Source organism: Telluribacter roseus (assembly GCF_017355915.2).
Classification (GTDB): Bacteria; Bacteroidota; Bacteroidia; order Cytophagales; family Spirosomataceae; genus Telluribacter.
Genome location: NZ_JAFEUV020000022.1, coordinates 33688 through 51832, shown reverse-complemented (window position 1 = coordinate 51832; position 18145 = coordinate 33688). Strand labels below are relative to the sequence as shown.

The 18145-nt window shown below is 50.4% G+C and carries 15 protein-coding genes; 4 read left to right on the top strand and 11 right to left on the bottom strand.

Going from position 1 to position 18145, the window contains the following annotated elements; genetic code table 11:
* Positions 1-52 precede the first annotated feature (52 nt).
* Both purB and JTN23_RS24415 read left to right on the top strand, forming a co-directional pair.
* Positions 53-1408, top strand: coding sequence for an adenylosuccinate lyase (gene purB / locus JTN23_RS24420; protein ID WP_247237737.1), 1356 nt, complete (start codon positions 53-55; stop codon positions 1406-1408).
* A 401-nt stretch (positions 1409-1809) separates the two neighbouring features.
* Positions 1810-2547 carry a hypothetical protein gene (locus JTN23_RS24415; protein WP_247237736.1) on the top strand — a complete coding sequence of 246 codons (738 nt, stop codon included), beginning with the start codon at positions 1810-1812 and terminating at the stop codon, positions 2545-2547.
* A gap of 92 nt (positions 2548-2639) precedes the next feature.
* On the opposite strand, the gene proC is transcribed toward JTN23_RS24415, so the two are convergent.
* The 11 genes from proC to JTN23_RS24360 all read right to left on the bottom strand — a co-directional run bounded on the left by proC (position 2640) and on the right by JTN23_RS24360 (position 15075).
* A complete protein-coding gene (gene proC / locus JTN23_RS24410; RefSeq protein ID WP_247237735.1) occupies positions 2640-3443 on the bottom strand; it encodes a pyrroline-5-carboxylate reductase in 804 nt (267 codons plus the stop codon).
* A 189-nt stretch (positions 3444-3632) separates the two neighbouring features.
* Positions 3633-4769: a TlpA disulfide reductase family protein gene (locus JTN23_RS24405; protein ID WP_247237734.1), complete on the bottom strand. Its 1137-nt coding sequence runs from the start codon at positions 4767-4769 to the stop codon at positions 3633-3635.
* A gap of 68 nt (positions 4770-4837) precedes the next feature.
* Positions 4838-6334, bottom strand: a complete 1497-nt coding sequence (gene gatB, locus JTN23_RS24400; protein ID WP_247237733.1) for an Asp-tRNA(Asn)/Glu-tRNA(Gln) amidotransferase subunit GatB — start codon at positions 6332-6334, stop codon at positions 4838-4840.
* A 147-nt stretch (positions 6335-6481) separates the two neighbouring features.
* Positions 6482-7573 carry an alginate lyase family protein gene (locus JTN23_RS24395; RefSeq protein WP_247237732.1) on the bottom strand — a complete coding sequence of 364 codons (1092 nt, stop codon included), beginning with the start codon at positions 7571-7573 and terminating at the stop codon, positions 6482-6484.
* Between the two features lie 139 nt (positions 7574-7712).
* The gene (locus JTN23_RS24390; protein WP_247237731.1) at positions 7713-9107 is read right to left on the bottom strand and encodes an NAD(P)(+) transhydrogenase (Re/Si-specific) subunit beta; all 1395 of its coding nucleotides are present in this window, start codon (positions 9105-9107) and stop codon (positions 7713-7715) included.
* A 42-nt stretch (positions 9108-9149) separates the two neighbouring features.
* The gene (locus JTN23_RS24385) at positions 9150-9434 is read right to left on the bottom strand and encodes an NAD(P) transhydrogenase subunit alpha part 2 (protein ID WP_207503451.1); all 285 of its coding nucleotides are present in this window, start codon (positions 9432-9434) and stop codon (positions 9150-9152) included.
* 50 nt (positions 9435-9484) lie between these two features.
* Entirely contained in the window at positions 9485-10624 is a 1140-nt protein-coding gene (locus tag JTN23_RS24380; RefSeq protein ID WP_247237730.1) for a Re/Si-specific NAD(P)(+) transhydrogenase subunit alpha, read from the bottom strand.
* A gap of 212 nt (positions 10625-10836) precedes the next feature.
* A complete protein-coding gene (locus JTN23_RS24375; protein ID WP_247237729.1) occupies positions 10837-11688 on the bottom strand; it encodes a phytoene/squalene synthase family protein in 852 nt (283 codons plus the stop codon).
* 93 nt (positions 11689-11781) lie between these two features.
* Entirely contained in the window at positions 11782-13266 is a 1485-nt protein-coding gene (crtID, locus tag JTN23_RS24370) for a bifunctional phytoene desaturase/3,4-desaturase (RefSeq protein WP_247237728.1), read from the bottom strand.
* 160 nt (positions 13267-13426) lie between these two features.
* A complete protein-coding gene (locus JTN23_RS24365; RefSeq protein ID WP_207503447.1) occupies positions 13427-13939 on the bottom strand; it encodes an RNA polymerase sigma factor in 513 nt (170 codons plus the stop codon).
* A 287-nt stretch (positions 13940-14226) separates the two neighbouring features.
* On the bottom strand, positions 14227-15075 hold the full coding sequence (locus JTN23_RS24360; RefSeq protein WP_247237727.1) for an NAD(P)H-binding protein: 849 nt from the start codon (positions 15073-15075) through the stop codon (positions 14227-14229).
* A 146-nt stretch (positions 15076-15221) separates the two neighbouring features.
* Between JTN23_RS24360 and gldB the strand changes: the two genes are divergently transcribed.
* Both gldB and JTN23_RS24350 read left to right on the top strand, forming a co-directional pair.
* Positions 15222-16247, top strand: coding sequence for a gliding motility lipoprotein GldB (gene gldB / locus JTN23_RS24355; protein ID WP_247237726.1), 1026 nt, complete (start codon positions 15222-15224; stop codon positions 16245-16247).
* Positions 16248-16308: 61 nt separating this feature from the next.
* Positions 16309-18126, top strand: a complete 1818-nt coding sequence (locus tag JTN23_RS24350; RefSeq protein WP_247237725.1) for an ABC transporter ATP-binding protein — start codon at positions 16309-16311, stop codon at positions 18124-18126.
* Positions 18127-18145: the final 19 nt, after the last annotated feature.

The window sequence follows — 18145 nt, the reverse complement described above, 5'->3', positions numbered from 1 at the left end:
ACACAACCCACTAAATCCCCTACCTTTGTATACTAACATTATTTTAGTAACGATGGCTTTAAATCAACTAACGGCTATATCTCCCGTAGACGGACGGTACCACAAGCAAGTAGCCGAGCTTTCTGCTTATTTTTCAGAGTATGCTCTGATCCGCTATCGGGTATGGGTAGAGGTCGAGTACTTTATTGCACTTTGCGAACTCCCCCTCCCACAGCTAGCCAACTTCAATAAGAGTCTGTACCCTAAGCTACGTGATATATACGAAGGATTCAACGAGAATGACGCTCTTCATATAAAGAACATTGAGAAGGAAACTAATCATGATGTGAAGGCGGTCGAGTATTTTCTTAAAGAAAAATTTGACCAACTGGGGCTGAGCGAGGTGCAGGAGTTTATCCACTTCGGACTTACTTCTCAGGATATCAACAATACGGCTATTCCGCTGTCGCTGAAAGATGCGCTGGAAAAACAGGTAAAACCCCTCTTCCGCCAGGTCCTGTTTGTCCTGAAGCGGATGTCGATTGAATGGCGTAATGTACCCATGCTGGCCTTTACCCATGGTCAGCCGGCTTCGCCTACTCGTGTAGGTAAGGAGTTTCTGGTATTTGTAGAGCGGATCGAGCGGCAGTTTGAATTACTGGAGTGTGTACCGTACTCAGCGAAGTTTGGTGGCGCTACGGGTAACTTCAACGCCCACCACGTAGCCTATCCGGATATAGACTGGATGAGCTTTGCCCACCGCTTTGTGGAGAGTCTGAGTCTGAAGCGCAGCAAACACACTACCCAGATTGAGCACTACGATAACCTGGCAGCCCTGTTTGACGGCCTGAAGCGACTGAATACGATCCTGGTGGACCTGAACCGCGACCTCTGGACGTATATTTCCATGAACTACTTCAAGCAGAAGATCAAAGCAGGTGAAGTAGGATCGTCGGCCATGCCTCATAAGGTCAACCCCATTGACTTTGAAAACTCCGAAGGTAACCTGGGTATTGCCAACGCTCTTTTTGACCACTTCTCGTCGAAGCTACCCGTATCACGGCTACAGCGCGACCTGACCGACTCGACGGTACTGCGTAATATAGGAGTACCCATCGCTCACCAGATCATTGCCCTGAACTCACTGCTGAAAGGATTGGGCAAACTGGAGCTAAACGAACAGGTACTGAAGCAGGACCTGGAAGATAACTGGCCGGTGGTGTCGGAGGCGATCCAGACGATCCTGCGTCGGGAGGGATATCCTAAGCCTTACGAAGCGCTTAAGAACCTCACACGTACGAATGAGCGGATTACCCAGGAATCTCTCTCACGCTTCGTTGAGACCTTGGACGTATCAGAATCCGTACGTGAAGAACTACGCCGGATTACGCCGTTCAACTACCTGGGTATTGTAGAGGATAATCGTTGAGCAAGCTCAATAAGTGAAGAGTGAAGAGTGAAGAGTGAGAAGTGAAAAACGTTTTTCATTCTTCACTTCTCACTCTTCATTATAAAACTACCCTTTCGATAATTCCTGCGCCCTGTTTTCTGCTAAAGCCGGATCGCCGTCGCGGCCCGGAACTGCCGGGGTGGCAAGCTACCTGGCTTTTGCCCCAATAAGCAATTTTAGTCACCCTGAAATGCGTATGGAGTAGTACGCATTAAAAAGATTAACCTCCCGCTTGTCATCCAAAACTATTTTCAATAACTTCCAGAAGGGAACTGACAACTCATAAGGGAATATATCATTTTAGATTTTCCTTCAAGATAGTCGGACGCCCAATACCGCTGCTGCAACTTTGACTCCACACTTCAAACAAGTTCTGCAATATGCTGCTCCGCCTCCTGTTCATCCTACTCTCTCTGTTTACCATCAATACTCTGGCCTTTTGTCAGCTTGATCACACAGGCAGGTCAGTAAGTGGCCCATTCATTGCTAAAAATTATAAAGTATTTGAGAACGACAAAGGGAAACTTGTTACCACTTTCGATATATACCGAAGAAACGATGGCTCTGTTTTGGAGAGGGTCTTTCTGGGAAGCCCTTACATGAGTTTTCCTATATGGCAGTCAGGAACGGTAAATATAGATGGCAAGGGAGAAGACGTTCCCTGCCAAATCGCCTACAATTTGTTTACTGATGAAATCCTGTGCCGGTTCCCTGACTCAGATAAAGAAACCCCCGTAATACCGATTGCATTCTCCATCAATGGAGTACCCTTTGTAAGTCTACCAATCAAATTTCTAGGTACAACGACACGAACCTATTTCGCTGTATTTAATACGGGGACAACCAAATTTCTGGTCAATTACCGCCGGCAACATGAAACCAACTGGAAGAGTAAGGATGCTCGTGACTTCGATGGTGAATACGTAACCGTTGAGCGGTACTACATCCGGAAAGGCAGTGCCGACCCGGTAGAAATTAAGCTGACCACTGAGTCACTGCTGGCGGCATTGCCTGAGAAAGCCAACCAGTTAAAAGATAGGCTTCGGTCTAAGAAGAAGTTAACCAAAGATGAAGTAATAGCCGCTCTGGCGTATTACGACACCTTAGTGATTGAGTGAATAAAAGGAGCAAGGGAGAAAAGCAGGAAAGCAGGAAGGGTACGAAAGAAGATCAACTACTTTCCTCCCTTCCTGCTTTCCTCCGCTTTTCCTTATCCCTTTGATAATTCCTGCGCCCTGCGCTCTGCGGCCAGTATACCCTTAGCCAGTGTTTCGGCCAGTGCTCCCTCTTCAAACTGCCTCAGAGCCGCCTCGGTAGTACCTCCTTTGGAGGCTACGGCTTTTATCAGTTCATCCAGCGATTTATCGGCATTATTGATCAGGTGAAAGGAGCCCAGCATGGTCTGCTTTACCAGCAGCGAAGCCACCGACTCCTCAAAGCCCATCTGCTTACCGGCCTCTACCATGGCCTTGACCAGGTAAAAGAAATACGCGGGGCCACTACCACTAAGTGCCGTAACGGCGTCCAGCTGGCTTTCTTCTTCCAGAAATACAGAGCGTCCCGTGGCATTTATGAGGTTTTCGACCCGGCGAAGCTGCTGAAGATCTACTTCCGGCGAAGACGCGTAGGCCGTGATACCCATACCCAGCATGGCTGGAGTATTAGGCATAGCCCGTATGACTAGCTTGTGCTGCAAAGCTTCCTGAATGGTAGCAATGGTGATACCGGCCATGATAGAGAAAACAACCTGCTGCGGCTTTATTACCTCTGCCAGTGCTCCCTGTACCGATACAAAGTCCTGCGGCTTGACAGACAAGATCACCAGATCGTACTCACCGATCTGCGGGCCGATGATGCCCGTCAGTACGCCCGGCTGAAAGCTACGCAGGCTCTCCATACGCTCCGGGCTTTTCTCCACCAGCAGGAAATCTTCTTTTTTGACCAGATCAAACTTCAAAAAGGCACGGGCAAAGGCCATTCCCATATTACCGCACCCAACTATGGCAATCTTCATGAACAAAAGAGGGGTTAAAATTTCAGGACTACTTCTGCCGCAATGATCTGTGGCTCAGAAACAGGCGGCAAGATACGAAAAGCGCTTGTGTGAGTCGAAGAAACTCACAGAGAATGAACCGGCAGGGCACAAAAAAACGGTACTACCTGTGTAGTACCGTTCATGAATGTATATTACCTGTACGAAATCTTACTTCCCTTCTGCTCCCAGCAGCTCCGCCAGCTTGTTTTCAAGAGAAGCGCCGCGTAGGTTCTTGGCAATTACTTTACCTTCCTTATCGAGCAGGTAGGTTGCCGGTATGGCGTTGACACCGTAAGTCTGGGCTACTTCCGAGTTCCACTTTTTCAGCTCTGAGCCGTGGTGCCAGGGCAGGCCATCTTTCTTGATCGCCCCTACCCACGCATCCTTACTGCTGTCCAGAGACACACCATAGATGGTAAAGCCTTTGTCCTTGTACTTGTTGTACATCTTTACCACGTTGGGGTTTTCCATCCGACAAGGGCCGCACCAGGCCGCCCAGAAGTCGATCAGGACGTACTTACCACGTAGCGAAGAAAGGCTGATGGGAGTACCGTCAGGACTGTTGAGCGTGAAATCAGGCGCAACATCACCTACCGATATACCTTTGATCCGCTTAATGTAGCCAATGTACATCTGCGCTAACTTGGAGTCCGGGTTTTCTTTCTTGAATCGCTCTGCTACGGCATTCATCATTTCGAAATCACGCTCCGGATTCAGCAGGTTATTAGCGGCAAAAATGGCCACCATAGAGGTACCCATCTCCGGGATCAGCGCCTTAATGTTAGAAAGGTGCTCCTCTTCGGCTTTCTGAAAAGACGCCTGTATTTCCTGCGCCTTCTTGGTATCTTTCTTTTCGTTGGCCTTGGCAAACTCCTCATTCCACTTGTTCACCTTCTCTACCATCGTCTGGTTCAGGTCTACCAGCTTAGCGTAGTACTCCATGTTCTTAGAGCCTTTTACGTCGGCCTTGCCGGGCTTACCGTTGGGGTCCTGTTCGTAGCCGTCAGCTACGACATTGAGCTGCTCTCCCCCCTCTACCAGCAGGACAACCCTCTGCCGATTGGCTACGTTAAGAATATAAAAATTACCGCCATCCTTCTCAGTAGCCCTGATGGTAAAGGTACCATCGGCCGCCAGTGTGGTGGAGTCTACCGGAGTGGGCGGGTTGGTTGACAGCTGCAGGTATACTTTTTCGCCCGCGCTGCCATTTTTTATTTTTCCGGCAACGGAGAATTCTTTGGGAATTTGTGCCTGGGCTATCGCCCCCCACAGCACCAGTCCCATCAGATACATCATCCTTTTCATACGTCTGCTTCTTGTTAGATATATGGGTGTAGTAGCGTAAAGATCAACTCTTTACCCGGCCACTTGTTCTACTTAAGTTTTTCAGCCAGCAATTCGTTCACCAGCTTAGGATCGGCCGTTCCGCGTGACTTTTTCATGACTTCTCCGACAAAAAGTCCGAGCAAGCCTTTTTTGCCTTTGCGGTAGGCAGTTACCTTGTCCGGCATGGCGGCCAATACCTCATCTACCAACGTTTCCAGCTCTCCGGTATTGCGGTTCTGCAGCCAGTTATTTGCTTCGGCCAGCTCGCGGGGCGACTGCTCCGCATCTTCCAGCAGGGCCGGGAAGGCTTTCTGGGTAGCGGTCGAGTGGCTGATCACCCCTGTTTCTACCAATTCGATCAGTCCGGCCAGCACGACGGCCTTCAGGGGGAAAGCCTCCATATCCTCGCCCGTTTCATTCAGGTAAGACTTCACAGGACCCATCAGCCAGTTAGAAGCCGTCTTGTAGTGCGTAGTGTGACTGCATACTTCTTCAAAGTAGGCAGCCATTTCCTTGGTATCGGTTAACTGAGCGGCGTCGTAGGCAGGTATACCGTACTGGCTCACAAACTTCTCACGCAGCTCATTGGGCAAAGCGGGCATTTTGGCTTTTACCTCCTCCATCCACTCATCCGACAGTACTACGGGGCACAGATCCGGATCGGGGAAGTAGCGGTAGTCGTTCATGGTTTCCTTCACCCGCATACCATAGGTCTGTCCCGAATCAGCGTCGAACATCCGGGTTTCCTGCGTGATGGTACCTCCGCTCTCGGCTAGTGCAACCTGACGGCGCCACTCGTACTCGACCGCCCGCATAATGTTGCGGATCGAGTTCATGTTCTTGATCTCTACCTTGGTACCAAACTCCTCCTGTCCCCAGGGCCGGATTGAGATGTTGACATCGCAGCGCAAGGAGCCTTCCTCCATGTTGCCATCACAAACATCCAGGTACCTTACCAGCTGACGGATCGCTGTCACGTAAGCCCCCGTTTCCTCGGCCGAACGCAGATCGGGCTCCGACACCATCTCGATCAGCGGCGTACCGGCGCGGTTGTAGTCCAGTAAGGTAGCCGTATCGTTGCCGTCGTGTACAGACTTGCCCGCGTCTTCTTCCAGGTGGATGTGGTGCAGCCGGATGGTCTTTTCTATGGGTTTTCCGTCTGGGCCTTTAGTTGTGATCAGGATACCTCCGCCCTGGCAGATCGGCGCCTTGTCCTGCGAGATCTGGTACCCCTTAGGAAGGTCAGGATAGAAGTAGTTTTTGCGGTCGAATATGGTACGGCGCGTAATGGTACAGCCACAGGCCAGCCCCATACGCACGGCGTACTCGAGAGCCTTCTTGTTGAGCTTGGGAAGGGTACCCGGCAGGGCCAGCGTCAGCGCACCAATATTGGTATTAGGCTCGGCCCCGAAACGATTTATATCAGTAGTGAATAATTTGGAGTCGGTCAAAAGCTGACAGTGTACTTCGAGTCCGATTACGGTTTCGTACTTTTCTAAGAGTTCGTCCGTTACCTCGGCCGGTTGTAGTGTTGTAGAAATCATGCTTACATTATATACGCTTCTTACAAAGATAATGGTTTGCCCGTAGAAAGCGAAGGGGTTAGCAGAGTTGGAAAACGACAGAGGCTGCCCCACTGGCTGGTGATATGACTACCTACAGACAGCCATACAGCAGGGATTAACAGTACCTCACCTGCATGCCTCTACCAGTACCGACAGCCACGAATCATATTCCTTAAAGCCCTCTTTCCTAAGTACCCGAACTACATCTCTGTAATGGGGATGGAAATAAGAAGCCAGAGTAAATAAGTCTACCGAGCTTTCCGGCTCGTACAACCTTCCAGGCTGGTAGTGCTCCAGCCCTGCTTTGGCCCGTTGCCGGTCCAGCTCTACTTTCGTATTCACCCACTCCTTATGCACCTTCTCTTTTCTGGCGTAAGGTACTACATAGTCTATGGATTTTTGGATACTGCCCCCCTCGGGGCTTTGGTAGGTAAAGGGGCGGAAGTGGTCTTGCTTGTCTCCTAGCTGCTCCACAGTAAGGGCATAGATTAGGAGCGGGTCCAGGCCCGACACGTGGTAGCTCAGGGCGTCGCGTTCGATCAGGTCCCGGCTGGTGCCGTCAGCGTAGAGGGCCCTATCAATGTACGTCTTAAACTGCTCCTGCGCGTACGCTACATACTGGGGCTTTTGCAGCACCAGGCCGATGGTACCTACCAGTTTGATGTGCTTGGCTTTCCAGTTGTTTTCGGGAATACGGGGAAAGGCCATCTCCGCCTCCGCAAGCTTGGTCAGCCATTGGTCTACCTGACGTTTCTCCTCTTTGGAGAAGTACTTCTTAAGTACCTGGTAACTATACACCAGTGGCTCCAGCTTATTCTCATTAATAGGGTTACCCGTAGGCTGGTAAGTATCTACCCAAGCCAGCAGGTACCCCTTTATTTTGTTAGCATAGACAGCCTCTTGAGTACCGTACCAGGCCGATAGCCATACCGCTACCTTATCCAGGTCTTTGAGGCTCTCGGTAGTCTGTATTCGGTCGGGATTAGTATCCAGTAGCCCCTCGTAGTAGATCACGCGCCGGGGACGGGGCTGGTCACTCAGGTACTGTTTCGCCTCCTGCTCCACGGGTTTCCACAGGGCCTGTACTTCTGGGTTAGTTTTAACTAGTATCGTTACTTCCCGTTGCTGCGGAGCAGTTAGCAGCAGCGTCTGCCGGACCTGGGCCTCCGCACAGATGGATAGAAGCAGCAGAAAGACGAGGTACAGGTAATGCTTCATGAAGTTAGAATAGTAGGTATGTAGCAGCACCAAAGGCCGGTGAGGACACCGGTCACACTGAGAAATACAGCGCCTACACAAAAAAGCGTGCGTTAGGGTTTCTCCTACCGCACGCTCAATACTTTTATTTCATCAAGATTTACATCTCTTTCAGTTCCCCCACCATCTTCGTCAGGGTAGACTTGGCGTCGCCGAAGAGCATGAGGCAGTTGTCGTAGCCGAAGAGTTCGTTTTCGATACCGGCGTAGCCTGCTGCCATGGAGCGCTTGCTCACGATCACGGTTCGGGCCTTATCAGCATTCAGGATAGGCATACCAAAGATTGGACTGGCCGGATTGGTACGGGCGGCCGGATTTACTACGTCGTTGGCCCCTACTACCAATACTACATCGGTGTTGGAGAAGTCGTCGTTGATCTCTTCCATCTCGATAAGCTTGTCGTAAGGTACATTGGACTCGGCCAGCAGTACGTTCATGTGGCCGGGCATACGACCCGCTACAGGGTGTATGGCAAAGCGTACGTTCACGCCTTTCTTTTCGAGCAGGTCCATCATCTCCCGCACGACGTGCTGGGCCTGCGCCACGGCCATACCGTAGCCGGGTACCACGATCACCGACGAGGCCGAATCAAAGATCATGGCGGCTTCTTCCACACCTACTTCTTTGATGACCATTTCGCTACCACCACCCGCAGCAGCAGCGGCACCCGAAGTAGCCCCAAAGCCACCCAGCAGTACGCTCACCAGCGAGCGGTTCATGGCCTTACACATGATCTGAGTCAGGATGATACCCGAAGCACCTACCAAAGCTCCCGTTACGATCAGTACAGAGTTGTTCAGCACGAAACCAGTAGTACAGGCCGCCATACCCGAGTAGGAGTTGAGCAGCGAGATTACCACGGGCATATCGGCCCCCCCGATGGGAATTACCACCAGTACCCCCAGTACCAGCGAGATAGCCGCCAGTACCAGCATGGCCGTTACCAGGTCGATTTCAAGTGAAACCATTACGCCGCATACTATGGTCACGATCAGGAGCACCAGGTTGAGCAGGTGCTGACCACCAAATACGATAGCGTTACCGCTGATCTTACCGCTCAATTTGCCATAGGCCGCCAGCGAACCGGTGAAAGTGACACCACCAATCAATACACTAAGGAGGATACTAATAAGCGTTACCAGGTCAGTAGAAAGGTCAGGCTGCTCCACGGCGCGGGTCCAGTAGTCGGACATGGCTACCAGAAAGGAAGCCGCGCCCCCGAAACCGTTGAAGATCGCCACCATCTCGGGCATCTGGGTCATCTCTACCTTGCGGGCCCAGATTAGACCGATAGCTCCACCGATTACAATACAGGCCAGGATTTCGGGCAGCGTCAGCGCCTCTACGTAGGTAATGGTAGCCAGGATAGCCAGCAGCATCGCCACCGACGACAGGGTGTTGCCCTGGCGGGCTTCCTGCGTACGGTTCAGCTTCTTGATACCTACGATAAAAAGTACCGCCGATATCAGATACGTAAGTTGTACAAGTATGTTCATGTGGGGAATTGCAGGATTATTGGTAAAACAGAGGAGACTGCACTAGGCCTTTTTCTTTTTGAACATCTGGAGCATGCGGTCCGTCACGGCGTAGCCACCTACCACGTTGATGGTAGCCAGTACCAGCGCCAGCATACCCAGGTACTTGCTGATTTCGCCTTCGCGTACGCACAGGATAGCTCCTACGATGGTGATACCCGATATGGCATTGGAGGCTGACATCAGGGGCGTGTGCAGGGTTGGGGGTACTTTGGAGATAAGCTCAAAGCCACAGTAGCTGGCCAGCACCAGTATATAGAGCAGGAATATAAAGTTCTCGAGGGTCATGTTTCGGGAGTGATTGTGGTTGTATGATGTACTTCTCGCGGGGTGGCGGATCAGACTCTAGCCTTGGCCAGGATCTCCTTCGTGAACGGATGCACGAGCTCGCCCTGGTAGGTGATAAGGCTACCTTTGGTAACGTCTTCGTCCATTTCCCACTTGAAGCCATCCTTATTAGCCAGGTGAAGCAGCAGCGTTGAGATATTCTTGGCGTACAACTCACTGGCGTTGACGGGCAGCAGCGAAGGTAGGTTAGACTCTCCAATAATGGTCACGCCATGCTTCACGACCGTCTTGTTCAGCTCGCTCAGTTCACAGTTTCCTCCTGACTCCACCGCCATATCCACGATCACCGAGCCTGTTTTCATACTCTTTACCATTTCCTCAGTAATCAGGATCGGGGCTTTTTTACCTATCACCAGCGCGGTAGTGATGGCTATATCAGCTTCTTTGATGCGCTCCCTGATGAGCTGCTGCTGCTTCTGGAGGTAGTCGGCCGATACTTCGCGGGCGTAGCCCCCTTCGGTCTTGACGCCTTCGGCACCTTCCACCTGCAGAAAGCGGCCACCCAGTGACTCTACCTGCTCTTTGGTTTCGGGACGCACGTCAGTGGCCTCTACTACGGCGCCCAGACGCTTGGCGGTAGCAATAGCCTGCAGGCCCGCTACTCCGGCTCCGAATACCAGCACCCGGGCGGGCGTAATGGTACCCGCGGCGGTCATCATCAGCGGGAATATCTTACCCAGAGCATTGGCACCCAGCAGTACTGACTTGTAGCCCGCCAGGTTGGCCTGCGAACTGAGCGCATCCATCTTCTGGGCCCGCGAGATACGAGGTACGGCATCCATAGAGAAGGCAGCGATCTTCCTGCGGTTGAGCGCATCCACTACTTCCGGGATGGTATAGGCGTAGAGGTAGGAGATCAGTACGGCCCCCTCCTTCATGAGAGCCACATCGGCTATGTCCGGCGCATTGACCTTCAGGACAATGTCACCCTCGGCAAAGGCCGAAGCCGCGTCGGGCACGATGAGAGCACCTGCCTGCAGGTATAAGTCATCCGAAAAATAGGAGGCTTCGCCGGCACCTGTTTCGATCAGACAACTGAATCCGGCTTTCTGAAGAGATTTGACCACGTCGGGGGTTAGAGCCACACGCCTTTCCAAAGGCTTCGTCTCCTTGGGGACTGCAATTTTCAATGTTTCCAGACAGAGTTTTGGTTAGAAAACTAATACAGCTAGTTCAACGGGAATTCTACTCATTCTGAACCAGGTAAATGTTCAGCTACACAGGGTTAGCACCTGCGCATACAGCCATTAAGCCCGGGGTGTTAGCCCAGGGCTTGTAACCAGGTAGTCCCAGATGGTAGTGTTAGAGACGTTGAAAGTGTGTAGTTAACCTTAAAGACTCCTCAAAAAAATGCAGGCATCAAGGCATTCATCCTGAATTTGAAGTAGGTATGCGCCAGAAGCGCCAGTTTTTTACCGTCGGCTACCCGTATGCGCTCTTCCTGAATACGGGCCGCGGGTATCTTTTTGATCTTATCGAATAGCGTTCGGTAGTAGACATAAGCCAGGTATACTCCTTGGCGAGCCCCACGGGGCAGCATCAGGATTGCCTGATAGGCCGCGTCAAAATCAGCTTCGATATCCTTCTCAATTTCGTGCTTGGAATCCGGATCAAAGGTTGTGAACTGTACACCGGGGAAGTAGACACGACCGCGCTCAATGTAGTCACTCTTCATGTCACGCAGGAAGTTTACTTTCTGAAAGGCCGCTCCCAGTTTACAGGCCCCATCCCGCAACCGCTCAAACATATCCCTGTCGCCCTCGCAGAACACCCGCAGACACATGAGTCCTACTACCTCAGCCGAGCCGTAGATGTACTTGCAGTAGTTGTCAGAAGTGTAATCCTGCTCATACAGATCCATTTCCATGCTATCCAGGAAGCATTCTATCAGTTCATGTTCGATCCCATACTGGTTGGCTACCAGCTGAAACGCATGCAGTACCGGATTAACACTGATCCTGTCCTTGATGGCACTGTAGGTATCCTCCCGAAACTTATCCAGTAGGGCTTTCTTATCGAAATCGTGGAATGTATCTACAATCTCATCGGCGCAACGCACAAATCCATATATGCCGTAAATAGGCATGTGAAAGCGGCGGTCCAACGTGCGGATTCCCAACGTAAAGGACGTACTGTACTGCTCGGTAATAATCCGGCTACAGTGAAATGATGTTTGGTTGAATAGCTCCAGCATAGAACGTCGGTTTTGGGAGGAGATGACCCAGATGATAGCTAATGATACTAAAACCTAAAACTCACCTCTTTGTTTAATCAACTTTAAACAAAATTATAAATTATTCTCCCTCTTCACCTCACGGGCTACAACTATTCCTGAAATTAAGGAAGGAGGTACTCCCGGACCGGGTACAGTCAGCTGCCCGGTATAGTACATATTCCTGATTTTCTTACTCTTAAGGGCAGGCTTCAGTATAGCTGTTTGCATCAGTGTATTGGCCAGACCGTAGGCATTACCCCGGAATGAGTTATAATCTTTTATGAAATCACTATGAGCATACATGCGCTTATACAACACATGAGGCCGAACCGGCTCCCCAACATACGCCTCCAGCCGCTCCATCACCAGATTATAGTACTTCTCACGTATGGCATCTGTATCACCACTAAGGCCAGGAGCTACCGGAATCAGGACAAATAGGTTTTCGTACCCTTCGGGCGCCACCGAGGGATCAGTCTTAGAGGGGGCTGATACGTAAAACAGCGGCTTAGAGGGCCACTGCGGGCTTTCGTAGATTTCGGCCGCGTGTACCTTGAAATCTTCGTCAAAGAAAAGATTGTGGTGTTCCAGGCGGGGTACTCTCTTATTTATACCCAGGTAATAAAGCAATGATGAAGGGGCCATAGTTCGCTTGCTCCAGTACGTTTCATCATATGTACGATAAGTATCGCCTAAAAGATCATTCTCTACGTGATGATAATCAGCTCCCGCTATCAATATATCCGCTTCATATATACCCGAATCGGTATGAATTCGCCGTGCCTGCCCCTTATCTACCTCTATACGAGTTACATTCTGATTCAGCAGCAGCTTTACTCCTTTCTCTTCCGCCAGCGCTACCATACCCTTTACAATCTCGTGCATACCTCCCATAGGGTACCAGGTACCCATGCTCATCTCGGCGTAGTTCATGAGGCTGTACATTGCAGGCGTGTTTTCGGCCGTAGCTCCCAGGAACAGTACCGGAAACTCTACCAGCTGCAAAAGGCGGGGATCTTTAAAAAACTTACGGACGTGCTGGGCGAATGACTGGAATACATCCAGCCGGGCTACATCGTAGAGAAGCTTGAGACTTATAAACTCAGTAAGGCGGCGGCTAGGCTTCCAGACAAACTCGCCAATCCCGACTTTGTACTTGTAGGCAGCCTGCCGCAGAAACTCGTCTAGGCGCTCTCCGCTACCCGGCTCCATCGACTCAAATAGCTGACGAAGCCCCGTTAGTCCGGCGGGCAGATCCACGGCTTCATCCGGACCAAAAACTACCTTGTAAGAAGGGTCCAGACGAACCAGCTTGTAGTAATCAGAAGGTTTTTTGCCAAATCGGGCGAAGTAGTCTTCAAATACATCGGGCATCCAGTACCAGCTGGGCCCCATATCAAATACGAAGCCTTGCTCACGAAACACACGGGCGCGTCCGCCGGGAATGCTGTTTTTTTCGAGGATAGTAACATCGTAGCCGTCGTGGGCCAGTTGTGTAGCTGCAGAAAGGCCGGCAAAACCAGCCCCGATTACCAGTACTCGTTTAGGAGGGGTCATATAGGGTGTATGTAGTACAGATTCTAAAGCATGAAAAAAAGTTAGACAGAATTCTATCTAACTTTTCCAAACCTTCCTCTTTTTAACCAAAAACTACCTCATTGCAGTCCTTCAGATGGCTCTGAACTGACCGCTCAATGCTTTATGTCTTTGTTGTTAATCAGTCGAAATGAGAGTAAACTTTTAGCTTTCCTTTTAGCTCCTTTCTTGCGATGTGAATACGATTCTTTACAGTTCCTATAGGTATATCCAGTTTGGCGGCTATTTCGTGGTACTTGAAGCCCCGGAAGTGCATCATGAAGGGTACCCGATAGGCCGAATCCAGATTTTCGATAGCCCGGTTGATATCATCCATGGCAAAGCTGGTGTAGGCACCGTTGTCAGTGCTGCTCTCCATGGAGTTGATATAATGCAGGTTATCGGTAGTATCGATGAAGGTGTTCTTACGTACCATCCGCTGATAGTTGGTAATGAACGTATTCTTCATGATGGTGTACAGCCAAGCCTTCAGGTTTGTTCCATCCGTATACTTGTCGCGATTAGTAAATGCCTTAAGAAGCGTGTCCTGTAACAGATCATTCGCATCTTCCGAATCACGGGTCAGGCGCATAGCGAATGGTTTCAGAGACTTCGAAACCCGATGGATGTTATATGTGAATTCTATAGCCGTCATAACAAACAAAGTATAAGGTTTATATTTTGTTGAATCAAATTTAATAATCGTTAAACAAATATGCCAATTTCTGTTAAACTTTCTTGCCAAAGCGCTAAACAGGCAACCCCACACTCCGATGTACTTTAAGGTATGCTTTCTGAGATTGAATTATATAAAGCATTAATTTACCTTATACAAGTCGCGACAGCCTTATTATGTACAATGCCTTATATGTTCAACTTTTTTTCGGTGCGGCTCCACACATATTTGTAAAAACCATACCTGAGCAGTGCCAGCACGAGCTTCTACATCTCATAAAAGAAGCTCAGAGGATCCGGAAACAGGTAGGAGTAACCGGTCTGAGCCATTAGTTTATCACCTGATACACTTTTGTAAGGCTCATTGCTTTCAGACTCTAAAAAAGTGGGCAACTCCCAGCCAAACTGGCGACAGGAAGCCTCGTAAACCATTTTTCGCGTAGGATGTTGCGGCGCAACCACATTAAAAACACCTTTTTTTACGGGGTTCTTCAGGAGGTAGGTAATGACGTTCACGACATCATCCCGATGTACATAATTCACAGGGAGCTCTCCGGTTGTCAGATTCTTCTTCCCCCGAACGTACTTTCCCGGAATGCGGTCATAGCCCATCAGGCCTCCGCAGCGGAGTATTACAACGTCACATTTACTCTGTAACCCATTCATTATCAACTCGGCCTCTACCATTGATGGCACCGGTGACTGCTCGGGTACCAGTACGTCTTCCTCCCTTACTTCGCGGTTCAGTTCGGGGTATACAGAGGTAGAGCTAATGTAAATTATCTGCTTCACCTCACTATTTTTTATGAGCTCCACTAGGTGTTTTACTTGCTGAGTATGAAAATCCTCACCTTGTTTCGCCAGACGGGGTGGAATGTCCACAACGATAAAATCACTGTGAAAAAGTGTGGAATAGTGGGTTCCTTTGGGTTCAGGATCAAGGCTGAACAGTACCGGGGTAATCCCGGCGGCACTCAGTAGCTCCAGTTTGGAGGGGGTAGTTGTACTGCCGATAACCTTATAATGCTCCTGGCTGGTCAGGAGGTGCTTAGCTAGTGGCAGCCCAAGCCAGCCACAGCCTATAATACTTACTGTCGGAGAAGAAGTGTTGTGCATTGGTACTAGGTATGTGTGTCAGTTTTTTGAAAATATAGGCTAGACGGGTGAAGTTTCCCCACGGATACTTTGGTGTTAGTCAGCTCCACTGCAACTTTTTTTGTACTTTTGCACGTTTGATTACTGTGCATTTCGACCACGCGCGTATGAAGTTGTTTCAACTCCTCTATTTAGTCTTAATCATTTCATTAGTAGGGATGGTAGGCTGTAACCAGCTTACCGAAAAAGGGCCCGATGTAAGCCACATTCAGGCCAATGTATCTATTCAGGACCTGGAAGATGAGCTCTTTGCGAGTCAGTCGGTACAGGATGTTGAAAACTTTCTCGCTAAGTACCCCTTCCTGACTAAGGTCTACTTCACCGAAGTACCTTCCAGCGAGGCGTCGCCCGACAAATCGTCGCTGGCGGCGCAGCTCTATGAGAACATACGCAATAATGCCCTGCGGGGATTTAAACAACAGATCGATTCTATATTTACCCCTAAGGCTCAGCCGCTTCAGGAGCAGCTGGAAAGTGCCTTCAGGCACGTCAAGTACTACTATCCCGACTTTACAGTGCCAAAGGTAGCTACTATCGTCACGGGATTCACGGGTAACGACCTGTACGTTTCCGATAGTCTGATCATTATTGGGCTGGACTACTTTGGTGGCGAACGGGCGCTGTACCGCCCCCAGGTATACAACTACCAGTTGCGCCGCTACCAACCCGAGTCAATAGTACCTTCCATTCTGTTTTTCCTGGCCGACCGATACAACCAGATAGCCCCTGACGACCGTACACTACTGGCCGATATGGTTGGGTACGGTAAGTCGTTTGAATTTGTAAAGCATATGGCTCCTCAGGCTCCTGACAGCCTCATCATTGGTTTCAGCGAGGAGAATCTGACGCGCACGTACAACAGCCAGACGGAGTTGTGGGCATTCTTCGTGGAAAATAAGCTCCTGTACGAAACCAGCGACCTCAAGAAACAAAAGTACGTAGGTGAGCGCCCGCTTACTCCCGAAATAGGACCCGAGGTACCCGGAGGCATTGGGCGGTGGATCGGCTGGCGCATTGTAAGCCAGTACAGGTCCAAGAACCCGGACATAACGCTACCCGAGCTGATGAAGATAGCCGATGCCCGCAAGATACTACAGGACTCAGGATACAAAGGACAGATTGATGATGAATAGATTCGTACGGGCAACAGCGGCTAACGAGTGACCAAAAGATTACAAAGACTTCTCTACTAACATGGCAAAACGAAGACGATTAGACGACGATGATGATTCGGTCACCGCAAAAAAAATAAGCTGGAAGGGCATACAGAATACCCTCAAGATTTTCAGGTATACACTCCCGTACAAGGGGTTGTTTATCGTAGGCTTTATCTTCCTGATCCTGTCTACGGGTACTTCGCTGGCTTTTCCTAAGCTGGTAGGTAGTATTGTTGAGGTTATTGAAGGCAGGTCATCCTATACCATCAATCAGATTACTGCTCTCCTGATCGTCCTGCTGGTATTTCAATCGGTCTTTGCATTTCTGCGCATCTACCTGTTTGCCCGCGTCAGTGAGCGGGCCATGGCCGATGTACGCCGCGACGTATACAGTAAAATCATCACACTGCCCGTGGTATTTCTGGAGCAGCGCCGCGTGGGTGAGCTCACCAGCCGCATTACATCTGATGTTACCCAACTGCAGGATGTACTATCATTTACCGTTGCCGAGTTTTTCCGGCAGATGGCTACTCTGCTCGCAGGGGTGGTACTTATTTCCTATACCTCCTGGAAGCTGACCGTATTCATGATGGCTACGTTTCCGGTACTGGTAATTGCTGCCATGGTATTTGGCCGCTACATTCGTAAGCTCTCCAAAAAAGCACAGGATGAACTGGCTGCCGCCAACGTGATCGTGGAAGAAACCCTGCAGTCGGTGAATATCGTAAAGGCTTTCACCAACGAACGCCTGGAAGTAGCCCGCTACCAGACGGCCCTGGGCCGGGTAGTGGACAACGCACTTCGTGCCGCTACCTTCCGCGGTGGCTTTGTCTCCTTTATCATATTCGCTCTTACCGGAGGTATTGTGGGGGTAATCTGGTACGGTGCTTCACTGGTGCAGGCGGGTGAGATGGGTATATCTGATCTGTTTACCTTTACCTTGTACACTGCCTTTATCGGAGGAGCCATCGGAGGTATGGGCGATATTTACGCTCAGATCAACAAGACCATCGGCGCCTCGGAGCGCCTGCTGGAGATCCTAGCAGAGCCTTCGGAGGTGGATATTACTACAACTCCTGCCCTGGCACAACAGAATACAGTACAGGGCCAGATCAGCTATCAGAACGTGCAGTTTGCCTATCCGTCCCGCCCGGATGTACAGGTACTTAAAGGGATTAGCTTTGACGTCAACGCGGGTGAAAAGATAGCACTGGTCGGATACAGCGGTGCGGGAAAATCTACTATTGTACAACTGCTGATGCGCTTTTATGAGCCGCAGGGCGGCGAGGTACGTATTGATGGACGTCCGATATCAGCCTACGAACTGACGGAGCTACGCCGTAACATTGCCGTAGTACCACAGGAGGTGATGCTGTTTGGAGGTACTATTTACGAAAACATAGCCTATGGTCGCCCCGATGCTACCGAAGCCGAGGTCAGGGAAGCGGCCCGCAAAGCCAACGCGCTTCAATTCATTGAGTCTTTCCCCGAGAAGTTTCAGACGGTAGTAGGGGAGCGCGGTATCAAACTATCGGGCGGACAGCGTCAGCGCATTGCCATTGCCCGCGCTATTCTGAAAGACCCTAAGATTCTGATCCTGGACGAAGCTACCAGCTCACTGGATGCCGAGTCGGAGAAGCTGGTGCAGGAAGCCCTGGACGAGCTGATGAAAAACCGTTCTACCATTGTGATTGCCCACCGTCTGGCTACGATACGCAAGGTAGATACCATCTACGTAATCCGGGAGGGACAGATCGTGGAGTCCGGCTCACACGAGGTACTGGCCATGATCGAGGATGGCCTGTACGCCAACCTGATCAAGCTGCAGTTTGAAACGGCAGAGAGCCATTCATAGAGTAGCTATCGGTAGTTAG